Origin of the sequence: Hyalangium versicolor (assembly GCF_020103695.1) — a bacterium.
GTDB lineage: Bacteria > Myxococcota > Myxococcia > Myxococcales > Myxococcaceae > Hyalangium > Hyalangium versicolor.
On sequence record NZ_JAHXBF010000016.1, the window covers coordinates 125,790 to 144,452 of the forward strand.

The window sequence follows — 18,663 nt, forward strand, 5'->3', positions numbered from 1 at the left end:
CACTGCCCCGGGGCCAGGTAGTCGATAGGAGCCGAGCCCAACATGGAGTCACCAGCAGGGTCGGGCGTCACGCTGGCCCGGATGTCCGCATCCGTCGACAGGTACACCGCCACCTCGGCATAGCGCACCCGCGTGCCGCGGTTGCACACCGTCACCTGCGTGATGATGTGCTGCCCGCTCTCCGCACCGGCCGGGCCTGTCACCGAGGTGACCACGAAGTCCGGCCCGTACCCCACGCCCATGCGGTAACCGGCCAGCGTGTTGTTGTCCTCGATCAGCTCCTCCCGGTTGCCGTGCGGATCGGCCACGGCGCCCACGTAGTACGGACCCTCGAAGCCTGGCGCGGGCAGGGAGACGTTGCCCTCGACCGGCACCGTGGTGCACCGGCCAGGGGAGAGGTAGTCGATATAGGCACTGCCCACATACGAGTCCTCGCCAGGGCCCGGCGACGTGTCGAAGTTGATGACGTCATCCGCGGACAGGTACACCTCCACGTCCGTGTAGCTCCCCCGCGTACCGCGGTTGCAGACCGTCACCTGCGCGGTCATGCGCTGACCCTCCTCCGCACTGGCCGAGCCCGTCACCGAGGTGATCACGAAGTCCGGCCCGTACCCCACGCCCATGCGGTAACCCGCCAGCGCGTTGTTGTCCTCGATCAGCTCCGGCCGGCCTTCATGAGGATCCGCCACCGCGCCCACGTAGTACGCCCCCTCTGAGCCCGGCTCTGGGCTCTGGGCACTGCCGCTCACCGGCACCGTCCTGCACTGCCCGGGCGTGAGGTACTCGGAAAAGGCAGAGCCCACATACGAGTCCTCGGACACGCCAGGGGACGTGTTGGGGTGGATGAACTCGTCCGCGGACAGGTACACCTCCACATCCACGGAGCCCCCCTGCGTACCGCGGTTGCACACCGTCACCTGCGTGGTGATGTACTGGCCACTCTCCGCGCTGGCCGGCCCCTTCACCGAGGTGACGACGAAGTCCGCTCCCATGCCAATGCCCATGACCGGGCTGGCCAGACCGTTGTTGCCCTCGTCGCTCTCGAGCTGGCTGCCGTAGGGATCCGCGTACGCCCCCACGTACCAGGGCCCGGGTGTGGGCACCGACGCCGTCAGCCACACGCTCTGGCTCTCGCACTGCCCGGGCGACAGGTAACCCACGTACAGGGTCTCGGCCCAGAAGTCGTCCGGGGTAATGACGTCGTCATCCGAGAAGTACAGGTTCACATCCGTCCCGCTCCCCGTCCCACCTCGGTTGCAGACCTCCACGGTCGTCTGGAACGAGTTCTCAGGCATGCTGCTCGCGGGTGCCGTCACCTTCGTCACCACGAAGTCCGGAGCCGTGCTCAGCCCTTGGAGCGATACCTTCGCGCCACTCCGCCCTTCCGGCGTCCCCTCCGGCGCTCCACAGCCGACGACTCCCAGCAGCAGCACACCACCCAACAGTGCTCTTCGATGACATCCGTTCATTGAGTCCCCCGACCGTTCTGAAAGGGTCAAAATCCCCTGCGGGTAATTCGGCTTTCGCTCTTTAGACAGCGATGGCTCTTTTTTCAAGAATGGTCGCTTTTTCCACACTCAATGGACGGGGGCCGGGTGCATCCGGGTCCCACGCGAGGCAGCAGACGCGGTAATGCGGGGTCATGACCCTGCCCGCGCTCCTGCACGCCGCCATCTTCGACATGGACGGAACCCTCGTTGACAACATGCGCTACCACTCCGAGGCCTGGGTGGCCCTCTCGCGGCGCCTGGGCATCGACGCCACCGCGGAGCGCTTCGAGCGCGAGTTCGCCGGAAAGAAGAACGACGAGATCCTCCCCCTCCTCCTGGGCCGACCGCTGACCGCCGAGGAACTGTCCCTGCTGGCCGAGGAGAAGGAGTCGCACTACCGGCGGCTCTACTCCCCGCATCTCTCACTCATACGCGGGGCGGAGGCCTTCATTGCGCGCCTGCGCGGTGCCGGGGCCCGCCTGGCCATCGCCACCGCCGCGCCTCCCGAGAACCGCACGCTCGTGCTCGATGGCCTGGGCGTCCGCTCCCTCTTCTCCCGTGTCGTCGGGGCCGAGGAGGTGGTTCGAGGCAAGCCCGCTCCGGACATCTTCCTCGCCGCCGCGCGCTTCCTCGAGGTGGAGCCCTCCGCCTGCGTCGTCTTCGAGGACGCGATCAACGGCATCCTCGCGGCGCGCGCGGCGGGGATGATCGCGGTGGGAATCACCTCGACTACGCCTCCCGAGGTGCTTCGCGAGGCCGGTGCCCACTTCGTGGCTCCAGACTTCGCCACGCTCCCTCCCGAGCTGGAAGCCCGGCTCCTGGTCACACCTACCCGCTGACGCAACCGCCTCAATCCGGACGGAATCCCCTCTCCCCGCTCGCCCCTCGCACCAGAAAGGCGCCAGGAGCCGCCACGTTGTGTAGTGTTCGCCTCGCGCATGGCCACCCAAGCCGCCAGACTCCAGCTCCCCTCGGGTCCCTCCCGGCACGTGTATGACGTGATCATCCTGGGCGGTCAGATCGGAGGCGCGCTCACAGCCGCGCTCCTGGCCAAACGCAACCACCGGGTGCTCCTTATCGACCATGACGGCACCGGCACCGGCTATGAGCACGGCGGCTTCGTGCTCCCCTACGCCCCCTCCATCTCCCCGGCGCTCAAGACGATGCCCTCGGTGGAGGAGGCCTTCACTGAGCTGGGCCTCACCACCACCGTCCAGCGCGCCCTGCGGCCCCACGTGCCCGAGCTGCAGCTCATCCTCCCGCGCCACCGGGTGGACCTGCACTCCGACACCACGCGCCGCCGCACCGAGCTGGCGCGCGAGTTCGGCGACACCGCCGAGGGCCTGCTCTCGGCGCTCAACGCCACCTCCTCCCAGCACGAGGCCACGGACGCCTTCTTCAAGGAGCAGCCGGAGCTTCCTCCCGACGGCTTCTTCGAGGGCTGGCGCCTGAAGAAGAAGATCGGCGAGCACCCGGGTCTGGAGACCCACCCACGCCTGTCCAACAACACCCCGCCTGGAGCCCTCCTGCGCGGGCTGCTGCCCTTCCTCATCTACCTGGACGAGGCCTCCTCGCCCCTGGCCCTCGCCCGGCCGCTGTCCCAGGCCCTCCAGGCGCCTCAGCGCTTCCCCGGCGGCAACGAGGGCCTGCGCGAGATGCTCGTCCGCCGTCTGACGGAGCTCGGCGGCGACGTGCTCACCCGTGAGAACTCCGAGAGCTTCGTCGTGGAGGAGATCTCCTTCGACGGAGCCCGCTTCGCCGGGGTGAAGCTGGTGCGCTCGGATGTCATCTATCGAGCATCGTGCATGGTGGCGGCCATGGACTCCGGGGCGCTGCGGCGGCTCGTCACGGACCGCAAGCGGCACCGAGGTCTGCTCGAGCAGCTCGATGCCTCCACCGCGAAGTCCCTCCTCTTCTCGGTGAACTGGGTGGTCCCCGTGGACGCCCTGCCCCGCGGCATGGGCGAGCTGCTCCTGGTGGAGACCGAGGACGCCGAGCTCAAGCCCCTGCTGATCCAGGTGCACCCCGCGCGCATGCCGGGAGGCAAGGAGGACGAGTCCCTGCGCATCGTCTGCGCGGGAGCCTTCGTGCCCGCCAGCGTGAGGGATCTCGGCGAGGAGCACATGCAGGCGCTGGCGCAGCGCATCGACGCGCAGCTGGACACGTTGATGCCCTTCACCCGGGACAAGCGGGTGCTGCGCTCTGCGCCCTACCTGGATGCCGGGGGCGTGCGAGGCAGCAGGCTGATGCCCCACCCCCTGTACACCTTCGAGTCGGAAGCCTTCCTGGGCGTCACGGGTTTGAAGCAGCGCACCCCGGCGAAGAACATCCTGCTCGCCGGCCGCGAGGTGCTCCCCGGCCTGGGCCTGGAGGGCGAGTTCCTGGCGGGGATGCGCGCCGCGCGGCTCGTGCAGGAGATGTTGAAGAAGAAGAACCCCCTCAAGGGCTGATCCAAAACCGGGGTGGATTTTCAGGGGATTTCTGGTAGGTTCCGCCGCTCTTTTCGGGGCAGAGCCAGGAAAGCCCCTGTTTTCAAGGAGTTGGCTGTCATGGCGTGGAAGTGTGACATCTGTGGAAAGCGGCCGCTCGTGGGCAACAACGTCTCCCACGCGAACAACAAGACCAAGAAGCGGACGCTGCCGAACCTCCAGAAGATCCGGGCCAACGTCTCCGGCCGCACCGAGCGCGTCCTGGCCTGCACCCGCTGCATCAAGGCGGGGAAGATCACCAAGGCCGCCTGATCCGTAGGCGCTCGAGGGTGGGAAGGCCGCGTTCGTTACCGCCCGCGCCCCCGCCCACCGAGCGGCTTCATCCCCGGGCGGATGACCTGGACCTCCTCTCCGTCGAGGCGGTCATCCACCGGATGCATCAGGAAGACCTGGCTGCCGTTCGAGCGGTCCACACCGCGCTCCCCTTCGTGGCGGAAGCGGCTCGGGCCGTGGCGAATGCGTTGCGGGCAGGTGGCCGGTTGCTCTACGTGGGCGCCGGCACCAGCGGGCGGCTCGGCGTGCTCGATGCCAGCGAGTGCCCGCCCACCTTTGGAGTTCCTCCTTCCCAGATCCAGGCCGTGATCGCCGGAGGCCGGCGTGCGCTGACTCGCGCCGTGGAGGGTGCCGAGGACGACAAGGCTGCCGGGGCCGCGGCCGTGCGCCGATTCCGGGCCGCTCCCAAGGACGTGGTGTGCGGCATCTCCGCCAGCGCCTCCACTCCTTATGTCCTCGGAGCACTGGCCGAGGCGCGGAAGCGGAAGGCGCGCACGGTGCTCGTGTGCTGCAACCCTCCCAGGCCTCGAACGAAGGTGGACATCCTGATCCTGGCGCCCACGGGTCCAGAGCTGGTTGCGGGCTCCACGCGGCTGAAGGCGGGCACGGCCACCAAGCTGATCCTCAATGCCCTCACCACGGCGGCCTTCGTCTCGCTGGGCAAGGTGTACCGCGGGCGGATGGTGGACATGCACCCCGCGAACGCGAAGCTCCGAGCCAGAGCAACGCGCATGGTGTCGGAGCTGACGGAGCTGCCCGTGGCGAAGGCTCGGCGGCTGCTGAACGCAGCGGACGGTTCGGTGAAGGTGGCTCTCGCGATGCACTTCGCGGGACTGGACCGTCAGGAGGCCCTGGAGCAACTCCAAGGCACCTCCTTGCGCGAACTCCAGAGGCGTCCGCGCTGATCCGGCTCTACTGGCCCCCGCGGCGCATCAGGATGCGGCTGCTCTCTCCGCCCTCCTGCTTGCCCTCGGGGCTCACGTACAGATAGTCGACCACCTCGGCCTCGGGCATCTCCACGGGCGAGCCCACGCGCAGGCGGCTCACGTTGTCCGGCTCGTTGGCCAGTGTGCCGCGCCACTTCCCGGCCGCCCAACCGGTGACTTCCAGCCACATGAACTCGGTGCCGCCGTCATCCGTGCGGAAACCCGCCTTGAGCACCAGCTCCTCAGGCGGACGCAGCCCGCGTTCCGCACGCGCGCGCAGATCGATGAGCCGGGCCCGAGCCTTGCGCGCCACCGCCTCCAGCTCTGGATCCCCGGGCGCCACCGGGACAATCCCGTCCGCCTGCGGCCCGAACACCGCATCCAGGGCCGCCACGTGCCGCACGTGCACATCCCCGCTGCCCGGGAAGCCCAGCTCCATCAGCACGTTGTCCGGATCGCCTCCGTCTCGCTGGCCCGCGAGCGCCCGCAGCTTCACGCGCCGGGCCGCGCCCTTCTGCACGCGCGCCTCCAGCTGCTTCTGCAGCCTCGCATCCTTCAGCTTCGCCAAATCCACCTCCAGCGTGCCGTCGGCGGAGGGCGAGAGCCCCTCGGCCAGCAACTGCGCCACGAGGTTGGCGAACCGTCCCATGTCCTGCGTGAGCGACTGCGGCACCTGCTCCACCACGAGATCCGGTAGGCCCAGCTTCCCCATCCCCAGGCTGATCATCCGCAGCGCGTCCCCGTCTCCTGCCCGGTAGACATGGAACGTGACGTGAGCGGGCACGAAAGGCACGCCCCCGCTCCACCCATCCAGCCGCGCCTCCTTCCAGCTTCGAGGAGAGAAGTACTGCCGCGTCTCGGCATCCCACAGGAAGGCACCGTGCTCCGTCGCCAGCTCGTGGGCAAAGCGCGTGGCGTCCAGCAGCACCTCATTGCGCTGCTCGAAAGGCACCCGGAACGAGAGCAGCGTGGCCTGCCGTGACCCCATGAGGCTCTTGCGCTCCTCGCCCGTCAACGTCCGGGCGAAGTAGGTCAGCGAGTCCTCATCGATGGGATCGAGATCCTTGTCCGAGGCCGCCTGCACCACGGCCTCGGCTCGGGGCTTTCCAGGCCCCGGCGAGGCATTGAGGCGCGGGTACTTGGACGCCATCAGCTTGCGCGCCCCCGCGGCCACGTCTCCCTTGGGCGCCACGGGGTGGAACAGCAGCCACGAGTAGGTGAACTCCGAGGCACGCAGTTGAGCCCTCGGGAAGGTGTTCCCGGCGGGCGCGGCAGGAGCGGCAGGCGCGGCGCTCGGCTTGCCACCGGCGAGCGCCAGAGGAGTCAGGGCCACCCACGCCAGGACGAGCACGGAGCGGGCATCGACGGCACGAAGGAGACGCATGGCCCGAGCATGCCACGGTGGGTCCCTCCCTGCCCCTCACACTCACCCGGGCGACCGTGGGCCCAACGGCTTACACTCCAAGGCATGAGCCCCCGCCCCTTCATCCGAGTGGATCCGAGCCGTCCCCGCCTCTGCGTCGGGTTGATCTCCGGCACCAGCGTGGACGCGGTGGAGGCCGTGCTCTGCAAGATCGAAGGCACAGGCCCCTCGGTGCAGCTCCAGTTGCTGGCCCACGTCACCCGCCCCTTCCCTCCCGAGTTCATCCAACGCGTCCTCGGCCCCCAGGACGCGCGCAGCCTCTGCGAACTCAACTTCGAGCTGGGCGAGCGCTTCGCCGAGGCCGCCCAGGCCGTCATCGCCCGCGCCGGCCTGCGCTCCGGGGACGTGGATGTCATCGGCTCGCACGGGCAGACCGTGGCGCACCTCCCCACCAGCCTCTCCACCACTCCCTCCACCCTCCAACTCGGCGAACCCTCTGTCATCGCCGAGCGCACCGGCCTGCCTGTGGTAAGTGACTTCCGTACACGAGACATGGCCGCGGGGGGCCAGGGCGCGCCGCTGGTGCCCTACTTCGACTGGGCGGCGTTCCGACAACGCGGTGCGGTGCGCGCGTTCCAGAACATCGGCGGCATCGCCAACGTGAGCGTCGTGGGCGAGCGTCTCGACGACGTGCTCGCCTTCGACACCGGGCCGGGCAACATGATCCTGGACGGGCTGGCCCGCCGGATGACGGGCGGAAGGCTCCAGTGCGACCTGGACGGACAGCTCTCCCGAAAGGGCACCGTCATCCCTTCGCTGCTGGCGGAATTGCTCATGCACCCCTTCTTCGCCCTGCCCCCTCCTCGGAGCGCCGGGCGCGAGGGGTTTGGCGAGGCGCTCGTCTCCTTCCTCTGGGAGCAGCGCCCGGACAAGCCCGAGGATCTCGTCGCCACCGCCCTGGCCTTCACCGTGGAGGCCACCGCCCGGGCCTACGAGGCCTACGTCCTGCCCCGTTTCAAGTCCTTGGAGGCGGTGTACGTCTCTGGAGGTGGGAGCCGGAATCCCGCCCTGATGGAGCGGTTTACCGCCCGTCTGGCCCCCCTCCCCGTGAGGACTCTGGACGTCCTGGGCTTCCCGGAGGGGGCCAAGGAGGCGGCCTGTTTCGCCCTTCTGGCGGCCGAGCACCTGGTGGGGACCCCTTCGAATGTTCCGTCTGCAACTGGCGCGAGGCGCCAAGTCGTTCTAGGTAAGCTCACACCGTGAGCAGCGTGAACCTGTTGGCCCGCGAAGTGGCCGCGAAGATCGTTTTCTACGGACCGGGCCTGTCGGGGAAGACGACGACCCTGCGGAAGATCTACGAGACGGTCCGGCCGGCCCACCGCGGCGAGATGATGTCCATCGCCACCGAGGGAGACCGGACGCTCTTCTTCGACTTCCTCCCCGTCAAGGTGGAGCGAGTCAACGACTGCTCGGTGCGGCTGGCCCTGTACACCGTGCCCGGTCAGGTCTTCTACAACGCCACGCGCAAGCTGGTGCTCCAGGGCGCCGACGGCGTGGTGTTCGTCGCCGACTCCCAGCCGGAGGCCCTGGACTCCAACCGCGAGTCCCTCCAGAACCTGGAGGAGAACCTGCTCGAGCAGGGCATCCGCCTGGACCGCTTCCCGCTGGTGATGCAGTGGAACAAGCGGGACATCGACAAGGCCCTGCCCGTGGAGCAGCTCCGGGCCACGCTGAACTCGCGCGGGTCCCCCGAGTTCGAGACCTCCGCCACCAGCGGCCGGGGCGTGCTGGATGCGCTCAAGGCCATCACCCGGCTGGTGATCAAGGATCTGCGCGCCAAGCGCATCGTCCCCGCGCCCAGGGCCACGCCCGCCCCGGTGGCTCCGGGAGCAGGGCTGGAGGCGCAGCTGAGCCAGCACCTGCCGACGCGGCAGTCCCAGACGCTGCCCACGGTGCAGCCTCCGGCGATGACGCCCCGGCACAATCCTCCGTCTAGCTCCATGCCCGCGGTGCCCGCCCCGGCGGCCGCGGCGGTGCCTCCCTCCCGGATGGAGCTGACGCCCACGGGCACCTCGGTGCCTCGCACGGTGGGCCAGCGCGTGTTCGGTCCGGCGACGGCGCTCTCTCCGGGCGATCTCTTCGATCATGCCCGCGCCGCGGAGACGGCCTTCGCCAGCGGCCAGTACGGCCCGTGCGTGACGGCCTGCATGGACGCGGTGCGCCGGGCCCTGGCCTTCGCGGGTGAGGGCACGTTGGCTCAGCAGGGCTTCCTGCTGCGGGTGGACGGCGCCGACCTTCTGCGGCTCCAGGGGCTCTCCAACAAGGTAGACACCGCGCGGGTGGATGACGCGGCCTTCGCGCTCTACTTCGTCATGCAGGTATTCATCCGCTTGAACGCGGCGGGCTTGCCCGAAACGGCCTGAGCCAACCCATGGCCGAGCGCGGTGGACCGGAGGACCCCGCAGCCTCTCCCGCCGGGCCCGAGATCCGCCCCGAGGACAACACCCAGACAGCGCCCGGGGCCGCTCCAGCCGCAGCCGCCTCTCCTACCCCCAAGGCCTCCAAGCACGAAACGCCCTGGACTCCTCCCATGGAGTTCGACGAGTTCCGCCTCGAGAAGCTCCTCGGCCAGGGAGGCATGGGCATCGTCTATCTGGCGCAGGATGTCTCCCTGGGCCGCTCCGTCGCGGTGAAGTTCCTCGCTTCGAGCGAGCCCGATCCCACGGTGCTCGAGTACTTCGACACCGAGGCGCGGACCATCGCCCGGCTGCAGCATCCCAACGTCGTCACCGTGTTCCGCGTGGGCTCGGTGGGCGGCCACCCCTATATCGTCTCCGAGTACGTGGTCGGCCGGAGCCTGTCGCAGCTGCCCCGGCCGCTGCCGTGGCGGCGGGTCCTCAGCATCGCCCTGGGCCTGGCGCGGGGGCTCGCGGCGGCGCATCGCCAGGGCATCCTCCACCGGGACGTCAAGCCGTCCAACGTGATCATCACCGAGAGTAGCGAGGTGAAGCTGCTGGACTTCGGTCTGGCCGAGCGCATCGATCGCAGCCTGTCCCTGCGCTCCTTGGGGAAGCAGACGCTGGCGGGCACGCCGCGCTACATGGCTCCGGAGCTGCTTCGGGGCGCTCCGGCGACTCCGCAGAGCGATCTCTATTCGCTGGGCCTCACCCTGTATGAGCTGTGCTCAGGCCGCCTGCCGCCCCACGCGCTGGCGCAGAGGATGCCCGAGGAGGCGCCCCCTCGCGTCTCCGTGGCCGCCCCCTCCGCCGAGGACACGCCTCCACCCATCCCGCGCGAGGCGCATGTCGATCCAGATCTGGCCGCGCTGATCATGTGCTGCCTGGCTCCGGACCCGGCCGAGCGTTTTGCCTCGGCCCACCTGCTGTGCGAGGCCCTGGAGCGCCTCGAGCAACCCCACGTCTCCAGGTCGCTCTCCGCCACCAATCCCTACCGCGGCATGGCTCCGTACGAGGCCGAGCACCGGGAGCTCTTCTTCGGACGTGGCGGAGACGCTCGCGCGGTGCTCGATCGCCTGCGCCGCCAGCCCCTGGTCCTCGTGGTGGGAGATCCCGGGGTGGGCAAGTCCTCGCTGTGCCGCGCGGGCGTGCTGCCCCGGGTGAAAGCCGAGACCCAGGACGAGGGCCGGGACGTCACCACCGTCACCCTCTGGCCCGGCCGAAGGCCGCTGCGCGCCCTGGCCTCGGCGCTCGCGCCGCTGCTGGACCGGAAGGAAGCCGAGTTGGTGCAGGCGCTGACGGACACTCCCACCTGGGTGGCACAGGCGCTGCGCGAGGCCTTTCCGGGGCGGCGAGGCCTGCTGCTCTTCATCGATCAGCTCGAGGAGCTCATCACCCTGGCAGAGCCTGCCCAGGCTGCCAGCTTCGCTCTTTTCCTGGGAGAGCTCGCCCTGCCCTCCGAGGGCGTGCGCGTGCTGCTGGCCATGCGCGGCAACTTCCTGACGAGTGTGGGCGCGCTGCCCGGCCTGGCGAACGAGATCGAGCGGGCGCTCTACCTCCTCCAGCCGATGCAGCCTGAGGGAGTCCGCGAGGCCATCATCGGCCCGGCGCGCAGTCGAGGCGTCGTCTTCGAATCCGAGGACTTCATCCAGACGCTCATCGCCTCCACGCTGCATGGCGCGGGCAGCCTGCCCCTCCTCCAGTTCGCGCTCGCCGAGCTGTGGCAGCGAAGAGATCCGGCGCACGCCACCATCACCCGGCTGTCTCTCTCGGAGATGGGAGGCGTGGCGGGGGCGTTGTCCCGGCACGCGGATGGAGTGCTCGCGCGGATGAGTCCGGCCGAGCAGCAGGCCGCGCGGCGGATCCTCGTCCAACTCGTGACGACCGGAGGCATGCGTGTCCTGCGGAGCGAGGAGGAGCTGCTCGGGACCCCCGTCGCGGATTCACGAGCCGCCCTCCACACGCTCGCCGAGGGACGACTCCTCCACGTCCACACCGAGGGAGGCAAGGCTCGATACGAGATCGCCCACGACGCGCTGATGGTGAGCTGGGGCACGCTGCGCAACTGGCTGGACGACGACATCGGCCATCGGGCGGTGAGACAGCGCGTCGAGGCGGCGAGCACCGAGTGGGAGCGCCTGTCCCACGCCCGGGAGGTGCTGTGGAGTCAGCGGCAGGTCGACGAGGCGCGGCCACTCGATCCCAACACCCTGACTCCTCGTGCACGCGCATTCCTGGCGGCTTCCCACCGGGCCTTGAGGCTGCAGCGGTGGGGGCGATATCTCGCGGGACTCGCGGTGCTGGGCGGGCTGGCCATCGTCTACGGCGGGCTCCGCCTGAGCGAGTACCTCGAAGAGAAGCAGATCGTCGAGAGCCAGGTTGCCACGGCCAAGAACCTCCTGGCCGACGGCAACACGCACGGAGAGCAGGCCCGCAGACTTCGCAAAGAGGCTCTCGTACTCTTCGACAATCGGATCCCCGAGAGTTCCAGGCCCGGCAAGTCCTCGAGCCTTCAGTCGCCTTGGGCTACGGCGGACCAGCTGTGGAGTGGCGCGCTCGAAACGCTCGATCAGGCCAATGAGAAATACGCCCAGGCCGACCAGCATCTCGAGAGCGCCCTCGATCGGGATCGACACCATGTGAACGCGCGATGGCTACGCATCCAGATCGCCTATGAGCGGCTGCGCCTCGCCGAAGACTTTCACCAGCAGCGCCCACGCGATGAGCTGCAGGCTCGTCTGGAGCAATTGCTGGACAACGGGACCGAGAGTGCAATGTGGAAGCAGCAGCTGTCGGCACCCGCCCAGCTCGACCTCATCACCGATCCGCCCGGGGCACAGATCCAGATCAGCCAGTACAGCCCGAACGCTCGAGGTGTGCTGAAGCTAGAGCCGATCCGGCAGGCCGGCCCCACTCCCATCCGCAACGAAGTCCTACCCGCGGGCTCCTACCTCCTCCACATCACCCATCCTGGCCGCGCACCGGTCGATCTCCCCCTGCTCCTCTCACGGGGAGAACACGAGAAGGTCCCGCTCGCGCTCCCTGTCACAGTGCCTTCCGGATATGCCTACGTCCCCCCCGGCTGCTTCCTCCTGGGAACCGCCGAGCCAGAGAAGGTGCGGTGGTTCCTCCGCACATCGCCCCTCCACCGGTACTGCATTTCCGAGGGATACCTGATCGGGAAGACCGAAGTGACCTTCGATGACTGGGTGACCTATCTCGACACGTTGCCCCCAAACGCACGGGCAAGGCACCTTCTGGACGAGCCACATCTGGGGGCCGCAGGGGCGATCACTTTGCGGAACCAGCCCGGCACCGGCTGGGTCTTTTCCCTTCATCACACGCGCGAAGACGTCCTCACAGCACGAGAGAAAGAACCCTTCCGTTATCCCACCAGATCCCAGCGCACCACCGCTGACTGGCGTCGCTTCCCCCTGTCTGGCGTCTCCGCGGAGGATCTCAAGGGATTCTTCTATTGGTTGGACCGCTCAGGACGCCTGCCTGGAGCACGCCTGTGCAACGAATATGAGTGGGAGCACGCGGCGCGAGGCGCCGACGGTCGCTCCTACCCACATGGGGACGTTCTGCAGCCCGATGATGCCAATATCGACACGACGTACGATCGGCAGCCCATGGACTTCGGGCCCGACATGGTCGGTTCCCACCCAGCCTCGGCAAGTCCCTTCGGACTGCTCGATACGTCGGGCAACGCGTTCGAGATCACACGGCCAGTGACTCCCGAGCTCGGGCGCATCGTCCTGCGGGGAGGAGCCTGGTACTACGATCAGGTTGTCGCGCTCTCCGCGAACCGCGCAGCCAGCGAGCCTACCCAACGCGACGCAACGATTGGTGTGCGCGTCTGCGCTTCGTTCTCTCCCGGTAGCTCGACCGGGGAGTGAACGGCTTCACAGAAAACCTGAGAACACGCTCACCTCGTCCTCGGGCCTCCCGTTGGTACTCCTAGCCATGTCCACCAATGAACGAGGTGCCTCGATGAACGCGCTGAACAGGTCTGTGCTCTCCTGGATGTGCATCCTGCTCGCCACGCCGGCATTCGCCACAGGCCGTGCCTCTCCGAAGCAAGACTCGGCCGCCGCTTCCCCGCCGGACGCCAAGCACTACGCGCACCGGTGCCAGGGCCATACTCCCGACCGCGGCATCCAGCCCCAAGGGACCCTCCTGTGGGGTACCCGGCAGACGTGGCGTGAAGGGGCCCAAGATGGCCATGCGGGGAGCAGCGTGCTCGTCTCAGTCGACCTCGGAGGAGAGGTGAGCAAGGCCAATCCCTCCATCACGGCCCTGCGGCTGGACAAGGGGCATCTGGAGGCTTCTCCGCAGCCCTCCATCCCCCTGGTGGGCACCGTCCTCAAGGGGATTTCCAGTGACGGCAAGCCCGTGGAGGTGGCGCTGTGCGGCGCTGAGCCCTCCGCGGAGGATCCCTCGATGGTCTGGTACCGCATCGAGGCGTGGAACCCAGTGGCCCAGGAGTGGGAAAACCCCTGCGTGGCCACCCCACGCGTGCCAGATCCCCGAGCCCTGGCAGTGAGCGGCGTCTGGGATGTGAGCGGAGCGCACCATGACGCGCAGGGCCGCTTCACCCTGGCATGCGAGAATGGCGTGATCAGCAAGTGCATCACCTGGGGTTACAAGCCCTGGGCCACCCGCGACGGGCTGTCGCTGGCCTCGGTCCACCAGGCCTGCACGCGCATGGCTCGCGCCGATTACTGCGGAGACGGCCGCAGCCACACCCACGATGGCACCACCATCGACATGTATGACCGGTACGGCATGCTCGTGCGGACGACGCAGACCTCGGTGGACTGGGATCCGAATCGTGCTTCCTTCGAGGCGGCCTGGGCGCCAGATGGCGCGACGTGCCTGGCGCGTACCCGCGACGGACGCGCCCTGGAGACAGTCCTCCAGGAGTGCCCGGGACGCTTCCGTACGGTGGCGGCGGACCTGGGAGATGGCGATCGCTGCGTCGTGCAGCGCGTGAGCGTGAGCCCCGAGACGTACCTGCTGCGCAACCGCTCCTACGGCGCTCTCCACGGCACGGCCACCCAGGCCCGCAACCCGTAGCCCTGCGAGTCCTCTCCGTTCCCTGCCCCGCAGCCCCAGCTCCCAGGAGGTGTCCCATGTGGCGAGTGATTGGATGGACAGTCGTGGTCGTCCTTTGCTGCGGGGCGGATGTGCCGGCGTCCGAAGCCCCCTCGGATACGAGGCTGGTGGAGGCTCGAGTCTCCCTGGACGAGGCGGCGAGCCTCGCGGAGGCCAACCAGTACGACGCGGCCCTGGCTCGGGCCGAGCACGCCCTGGCCCTCCGTGAAGCCGCGCTCGGCGGCATGCACCCGGATGTCGCCACCAGTCTGAACGTCATCGGCGTTCTTCATTGGTGGCATGGGCAGCGGACACTCGCGGAGCCTCCTCTGAAGCGCTCGCTCGCCATCCGTGAGGCCGTGCTCGGCAGGAAGCACCCGGACGTCGCTGCCTCGCTGGACGCGCTGGGCAACCTCTATGCGGATCTGGGGTTCTATGACCGCGCCCAGCCTCTCTATGAGCGCGCCCTCGCCATTCGCGAGAAGGCACTCGGCGGCACCCACCCCGATGTCGCCACCTCGCTGCACCACCTCGCCCGCCTCTACCAGTTCCAAGGGCGGTACCACTGGGCCGAGCCCCTCTATGCGAGAGCCCTCGCCGTTCGCGAAGCGGCACTCGGCAGCACCCACCCCGATGTCGCCGCCTCGCTGAACAGCATCGCCACCATCTACCAACTGCAGGGGCGATACAGCCAGGCAGAGTCCTTCTACGAGCGCGCCCTCGCCGCCTACCAGTCGGCGCCCGGCAACAACGCCATCTATGAGGCCTATTCGCTCGGAAACCTCGCCTACCTGTACCAGGACGAGGGGAAGTACGACCGCGCCGGGCAGTTCTATCAGCGCTCGCTCACCGTCTTCGAGGCGGCTCTGGGCCAGGAACACCCGAAGGCCTTCGACCTGCTCTACGCCCTCGGCCAGCTCCATGACAGCCAGGGACTGTACGGCGAGTCCGAGGCGCTCTACGACCGCGCGGTCGGCATCCTGGCAATGGCCCTGGGCAAGGAGGATGCCGAGGCAGCCTCCCTGCTCATCCACCTCGGAGGACGCATCGAGCCCCTGTACGAGCGTGCCCTCGCCGTCAGCGAGGAGACTTCTCTGGGCAGGAACCGCTCCCGCATCGTCACCTCGCGCCAGAGCGGCGCGTTGCTCGCCGACCCGAACACAGTGAGCCAGATGGAGCCGATCCTCACGCGTGCGCTCGCCGTCTACGAAGGAGCGCTCGGGAAGAGCAACCCGGATGTAGCCACGGTGCTATTCCGGACCGCCGGGTTCTATCAAGAGCTCGGTTTGCATGGCCGGGCGGTGCCGCTCGTCCAGCGGGCGCTCTCCATCCAGGAGGAGACGATGGGCCCACACCATCCCCAGGTGGCTGCCTCGCTCAACCATCTCGCCTCCCTCTATGCGAGCCAGGGGATGTATGCCCAGGCCGAGCCGCTCCAGAAGCGCGCTCTCTCCATCTGGGAGGCATCCCTGGGCAGGAACCACCCGGACGTCGCCTCGTCTCTCACCGAACTCGGTATCACCTACGTGCACCAGCGCGACCACCGGCGCGCGGCCCCGCTCTTCGAACGTGCGCTCACCCTCCGGGAGTCGACCCTGGGCGGCACCCATCCCGACGTCGCCCTCTCGCTCATCGATCTGGCCGACCTGGCACAGGAGCAGGGCTCGCTCAAGCGGGCCGCGCGGCTCTATCTGCGTGCGCTCGCCATCCAGGAAGTATCGCTGGGCAAGAGCCATCCCGAGGTGGCCATTACGCTCAACAAACTCGCCCGGATCCGCATCGCCCAGCGGCGCCTCCCCGAGGCCGTGCATCTGTTCACCCGCGCCTTCAGGATCTCCGAGGAAATGTTCCGCCACGAGGCGCTCGATCTCTCCGAGTCGCACATGGCTGGCTTCCTCCAGTTCCTCCGTGCCGACGAGGAGCGCATCTATGCCCTGCTGCGCGCCCACCTGAACGATCCGCGCGTCCAGCGCCTGGCGCTCGCCACCGTGCTGCTGCGCAAGGGGCGCTCGGTCGAGGAGACAGCCAACACCTCGCGGACGATCTACCGCAGCCTCGGCGAGGAGGATCGCGAGGGATTCGATCTGCTGCGCAGCCTGCGCTCGCAGCGTGCCCGCCTGTCGCTCGATGGTCCTGGGCGCCTGGCCCCCGGCGAGTACCAGGAGCGCCTGAAGAAGCTTGGCGAGCAGGGCGATGCCCTGGAGGCGGCTCTCGCCACACGCTCTGCCCCGCTCCGGGCGCTCGCCGCACTGCCGGCTCCGAACGAGATCGTGGGCCGTGTGGCCGCTGCGCTTCCCCGAGATGGAGCGCTGGTCGAGTTTGTCGCCTATACGGACGGTCCGCTCGTTCCCAGCCCCGGTGAGCCGGAGACGGCCCAGCGGCCGGGCCATCTGCGCTACCTGGCGCTGGTGCTCTTCGCGGACGGGAGCAGCCGCGCTTTCGACCTCGGCCTTGCCACCACCCTCGACAGTGCGGCCGCTCGATTCCGGGACGCGCTGGCCTCCAGTGACGTCGACTATCGGGCCTCTTCGCAGGAGCTCTATTCCCTCGCGATCAAGCCGCTGATGCCACTTCCCTCTAGCGTCCACCGCCTCTTCGTGGCGCCCGATGGGGAGCTGAACCTCACCTCATTCGCGGCGCTCCACGACGGGCAGCGCTTCCTCATCGAGTCCTTCGACGTCACCTATCTCACCTCGGGCAAGGAGCTGTTGCCGCGCTCGCAGGACATCACTCCGTCCCGTGAGCTCGTCGTCCTCGCGGATCCGGACTTCGGAACGCCGAAGGCCAGCCCCTCCAGAACCACGCGTTCCATGCCGACGTCTCGCGCGGGGCTGCTCGATCAGAGCTGGCCTCCCCTGCCCGGCACTCGCCAGGAAGCGATGGACATCCAGCAACTGGTGCCCCATGCGCAGCTCTTCCTCGGCCGGGAGGCCACCAAGGATCGGCTCCTCCAGCTCACGGCGCCCGGAGTCCTTCACATCGCCACGCATGGCTACTTCCTCGAGGACTCCACTCCGGCTCCTGGGTCCCGGGCCATCGGCGGCATCGAGCCTCTGGGGCAGAACACGGGCGCACAGCTTCCGGCCGATCCGCTGTTGCGCTCCGGCCTGGTGCTTGGACGTTCGCAGGAGGTGGCAGCGAAGCCTGGGGACGATACGGGCTCCCAGCCCAGTGAGTCCCTGGTGACGGCGCTGGAGCTGGCGGGGCTCGATCTGTGGGGTACGGAGTTGGTGGTCCTGGCGGCCTGCGACACGGGCCGGGGAGACATCAAGCTCGGACAGGGTGTCTCCGGCCTGCGGCGCGCGCTCGTGGTGGCTGGCGCGGAGACCATCGTCATGAGCCTGTGGAAGGTGAATGACGAGACCACGCGCATGCTGATGGAGCGGTACTACCGCAACCTGCTGGCCGGCCAGGGGCGCTCAGCGGCGCTGCGGGATGCCATGCGGACCCTGCGTGAGGCTCGACCCCATCCGCACTTCTGGGCGCCCTTCATCTCGCTGGGCCGCGATGCCCCCCTGCGCTCACTCGCTCCGAGCACCGCGCAGCAACAGATGCCGTAGCGGCTCTGGGCTACTTCACGAACATCCAGCCGTTACCGGCCCCCAGACCATTGTCGGTGCCCCATCCTGTGGTGGAGCCTGACCAGTGAGCGCCATTCTGGTGGCCTGAAGTACTTCCTTCTCCACCACCGTTGATGCTCCCGCTCCAGCAATTGAAGTACCAGAAGGGTGTATTCGTATACCAAGCCGCGCAGTTGTTGCTCGGATCCGAGTCATTGTCCTTGTCGTAGGTCGAGAAGGGTCGGCCGTTGTGGGACGAGACCAGGCCTGGGACCACGCTGCCCACGAGCTGCGAACAGGCGGAGAGCCCCAAGGTGTAATTCGTTCCCGTGAGCGCGAACGTGCACTTGTAGGACTGATCGACAGGACTGCCGTAGTCGTTCGCCCACGAGTAGCGAAGCAACTTGCCGGGGGCCAGCGCAGACCAGTGACTGAGTCCCGTGTAGACCGTGAAGGACTCCAGGTTCGGGATCGGGGTGCCGCTGTAGAGTGGGAGCGTGTTGATCGCGGTATGCCACGGGATCTCGGTCACCGGCTTGCCGCGGCCTCCCCGAAGGTTGCTCCACAGCAGTGTCCAGCCGCCCCCATCCGTCACCATGTCGCAATAGGAGCGAAAGGCAACCGCCGCCGTCGAAGGCTTGAGCCAGTAGAAGTTGCTGGCGATGCCAGGACGCGCCGTGAGCAGCGCCGCGCAGCTCGTGGCCGGGTTGTCCGCACCATCACCGGGCGGAGATGGATGCGTGTGATCGCTCCGGGCCGCCGTGCTCGCACTGCCGTTGCCGCCAAAAGCAACCGCGAGCGGCGCAGCCGTCGTCCCCGCGCCCGAGAGCCCTGCGCTGGTCGCAACCTGCAATGGAGGAGCTGCAGCCCCTTGGGGCCCCTGGGCTCCGTTGCACGCCCACGTGGTGCCACTCTCGCTGATGAAGCGCGCGCCTCCGTTCGGACAATTCGCATCGCCTGAGGCGACAGCCTCACTCGTGACAGAACTCCCCGCTGCTCCGGGAGGCCC

At 68.4% G+C, this 18,663-nt stretch carries 12 protein-coding genes; 9 read left to right on the plus strand and 3 right to left on the minus strand.

Annotated elements, in window-relative coordinates; genetic code table 11:
- The coding region (locus tag KY501_RS30875; RefSeq protein ID WP_309243013.1) for a CARDB domain-containing protein at positions 1-1,433 on the minus strand (1,433 nt) is incomplete at its 3' end.
- 209 nt (positions 1,434-1,642) lie between these two features.
- Between KY501_RS30875 and KY501_RS30880 the strand changes: the two genes are divergently transcribed.
- From KY501_RS30880 to KY501_RS30895, 4 genes are all read left to right on the plus strand, one after another.
- Positions 1,643-2,329 carry an HAD family hydrolase gene (locus KY501_RS30880; RefSeq protein WP_224367221.1) on the plus strand — a complete coding sequence of 229 codons (687 nt, stop codon included), beginning with the start codon at positions 1,643-1,645 and terminating at the stop codon, positions 2,327-2,329.
- A 99-nt stretch (positions 2,330-2,428) separates the two neighbouring features.
- Positions 2,429-3,940, plus strand: coding sequence for a phytoene desaturase family protein (locus tag KY501_RS30885; RefSeq protein WP_224367222.1), 1,512 nt, complete (start codon positions 2,429-2,431; stop codon positions 3,938-3,940).
- 99 nt (positions 3,941-4,039) lie between these two features.
- Positions 4,040-4,231, plus strand: coding sequence for a 50S ribosomal protein L28 (rpmB, locus tag KY501_RS30890; protein ID WP_224367223.1), 192 nt, complete (start codon positions 4,040-4,042; stop codon positions 4,229-4,231).
- Between the two features lie 17 nt (positions 4,232-4,248).
- Entirely contained in the window at positions 4,249-5,157 is a 909-nt protein-coding gene (locus KY501_RS30895; RefSeq protein ID WP_224367224.1) for an N-acetylmuramic acid 6-phosphate etherase, read from the plus strand.
- A gap of 7 nt (positions 5,158-5,164) precedes the next feature.
- Here KY501_RS30895 and KY501_RS30900 read toward each other — a convergent pair whose 3' ends face one another.
- Positions 5,165-6,562: a DUF2314 domain-containing protein gene (locus tag KY501_RS30900; RefSeq protein ID WP_224367225.1), complete on the minus strand. Its 1,398-nt coding sequence runs from the start codon at positions 6,560-6,562 to the stop codon at positions 5,165-5,167.
- Between the two features lie 84 nt (positions 6,563-6,646).
- Here KY501_RS30900 and KY501_RS30905 point away from each other — a divergent pair, with 84 nt between their 5' ends.
- The 5 genes from KY501_RS30905 to KY501_RS30925 all read left to right on the plus strand — a co-directional run bounded on the left by KY501_RS30905 (position 6,647) and on the right by KY501_RS30925 (position 17,654).
- On the plus strand, positions 6,647-7,804 hold the full coding sequence (locus KY501_RS30905) for an anhydro-N-acetylmuramic acid kinase (protein ID WP_224367226.1): 1,158 nt from the start codon (positions 6,647-6,649) through the stop codon (positions 7,802-7,804).
- Positions 7,801-8,964 carry a GTP-binding protein gene (locus tag KY501_RS30910; RefSeq protein WP_224367227.1) on the plus strand — a complete coding sequence of 388 codons (1,164 nt, stop codon included), beginning with the start codon at positions 7,801-7,803 and terminating at the stop codon, positions 8,962-8,964. The genes KY501_RS30905 and KY501_RS30910 overlap by 4 nt, the downstream gene beginning before the upstream one ends.
- 8 nt (positions 8,965-8,972) lie before the next feature.
- Positions 8,973-12,896, plus strand: coding sequence for a bifunctional serine/threonine-protein kinase/formylglycine-generating enzyme family protein (locus tag KY501_RS30915; RefSeq protein ID WP_224367228.1), 3,924 nt, complete (start codon positions 8,973-8,975; stop codon positions 12,894-12,896).
- Between the two features lie 94 nt (positions 12,897-12,990).
- Positions 12,991-14,076 (plus strand): ADYC domain-containing protein, encoded by a 1,086-nt coding sequence (locus tag KY501_RS30920; protein ID WP_224367229.1) that lies wholly within the window; start codon positions 12,991-12,993, stop codon positions 14,074-14,076.
- A gap of 56 nt (positions 14,077-14,132) precedes the next feature.
- Positions 14,133-17,654 (plus strand): CHAT domain-containing tetratricopeptide repeat protein, encoded by a 3,522-nt coding sequence (locus KY501_RS30925; protein ID WP_224367230.1) that lies wholly within the window; start codon positions 14,133-14,135, stop codon positions 17,652-17,654.
- A gap of 10 nt (positions 17,655-17,664) precedes the next feature.
- On the opposite strand, the gene KY501_RS30930 is transcribed toward KY501_RS30925, so the two are convergent.
- Positions 17,665-18,507 carry a fibrinogen-related protein gene (locus KY501_RS30930; RefSeq protein ID WP_224367377.1) on the minus strand — a complete coding sequence of 281 codons (843 nt, stop codon included), beginning with the start codon at positions 18,505-18,507 and terminating at the stop codon, positions 17,665-17,667.
- Between the last annotated feature and the right edge of the window lie 156 nt (positions 18,508-18,663).

Bases quoted from the DNA above. Each gene is read 5' to 3' on its own strand.
- KY501_RS30900 (WP_224367225.1), bottom strand. From the start codon at position 6,562: ATGCGTCTCCTTCGTGCCGTCGATGCCCGCTCCGTGCTCGTCCTGGCG.
- KY501_RS30920 (WP_224367229.1), top strand. From the start codon at position 12,991: ATGAACGCGCTGAACAGGTCTGTGCTCTCCTGGATGTGCATCCTGCTC.
- KY501_RS30885 (WP_224367222.1), top strand. From the start codon at position 2,429: ATGGCCACCCAAGCCGCCAGACTCCAGCTCCCCTCGGGTCCCTCCCGG.
- KY501_RS30915 (WP_224367228.1), top strand. From the start codon at position 8,973: ATGGCCGAGCGCGGTGGACCGGAGGACCCCGCAGCCTCTCCCGCCGGG.
- KY501_RS30905 (WP_224367226.1), top strand. From the start codon at position 6,647: ATGAGCCCCCGCCCCTTCATCCGAGTGGATCCGAGCCGTCCCCGCCTC.
- KY501_RS30925 (WP_224367230.1), top strand. From the start codon at position 14,133: ATGTGGCGAGTGATTGGATGGACAGTCGTGGTCGTCCTTTGCTGCGGG.
- KY501_RS30880 (WP_224367221.1), top strand. From the start codon at position 1,643: ATGACCCTGCCCGCGCTCCTGCACGCCGCCATCTTCGACATGGACGGA.
- rpmB (WP_224367223.1), top strand. From the start codon at position 4,040: ATGGCGTGGAAGTGTGACATCTGTGGAAAGCGGCCGCTCGTGGGCAAC.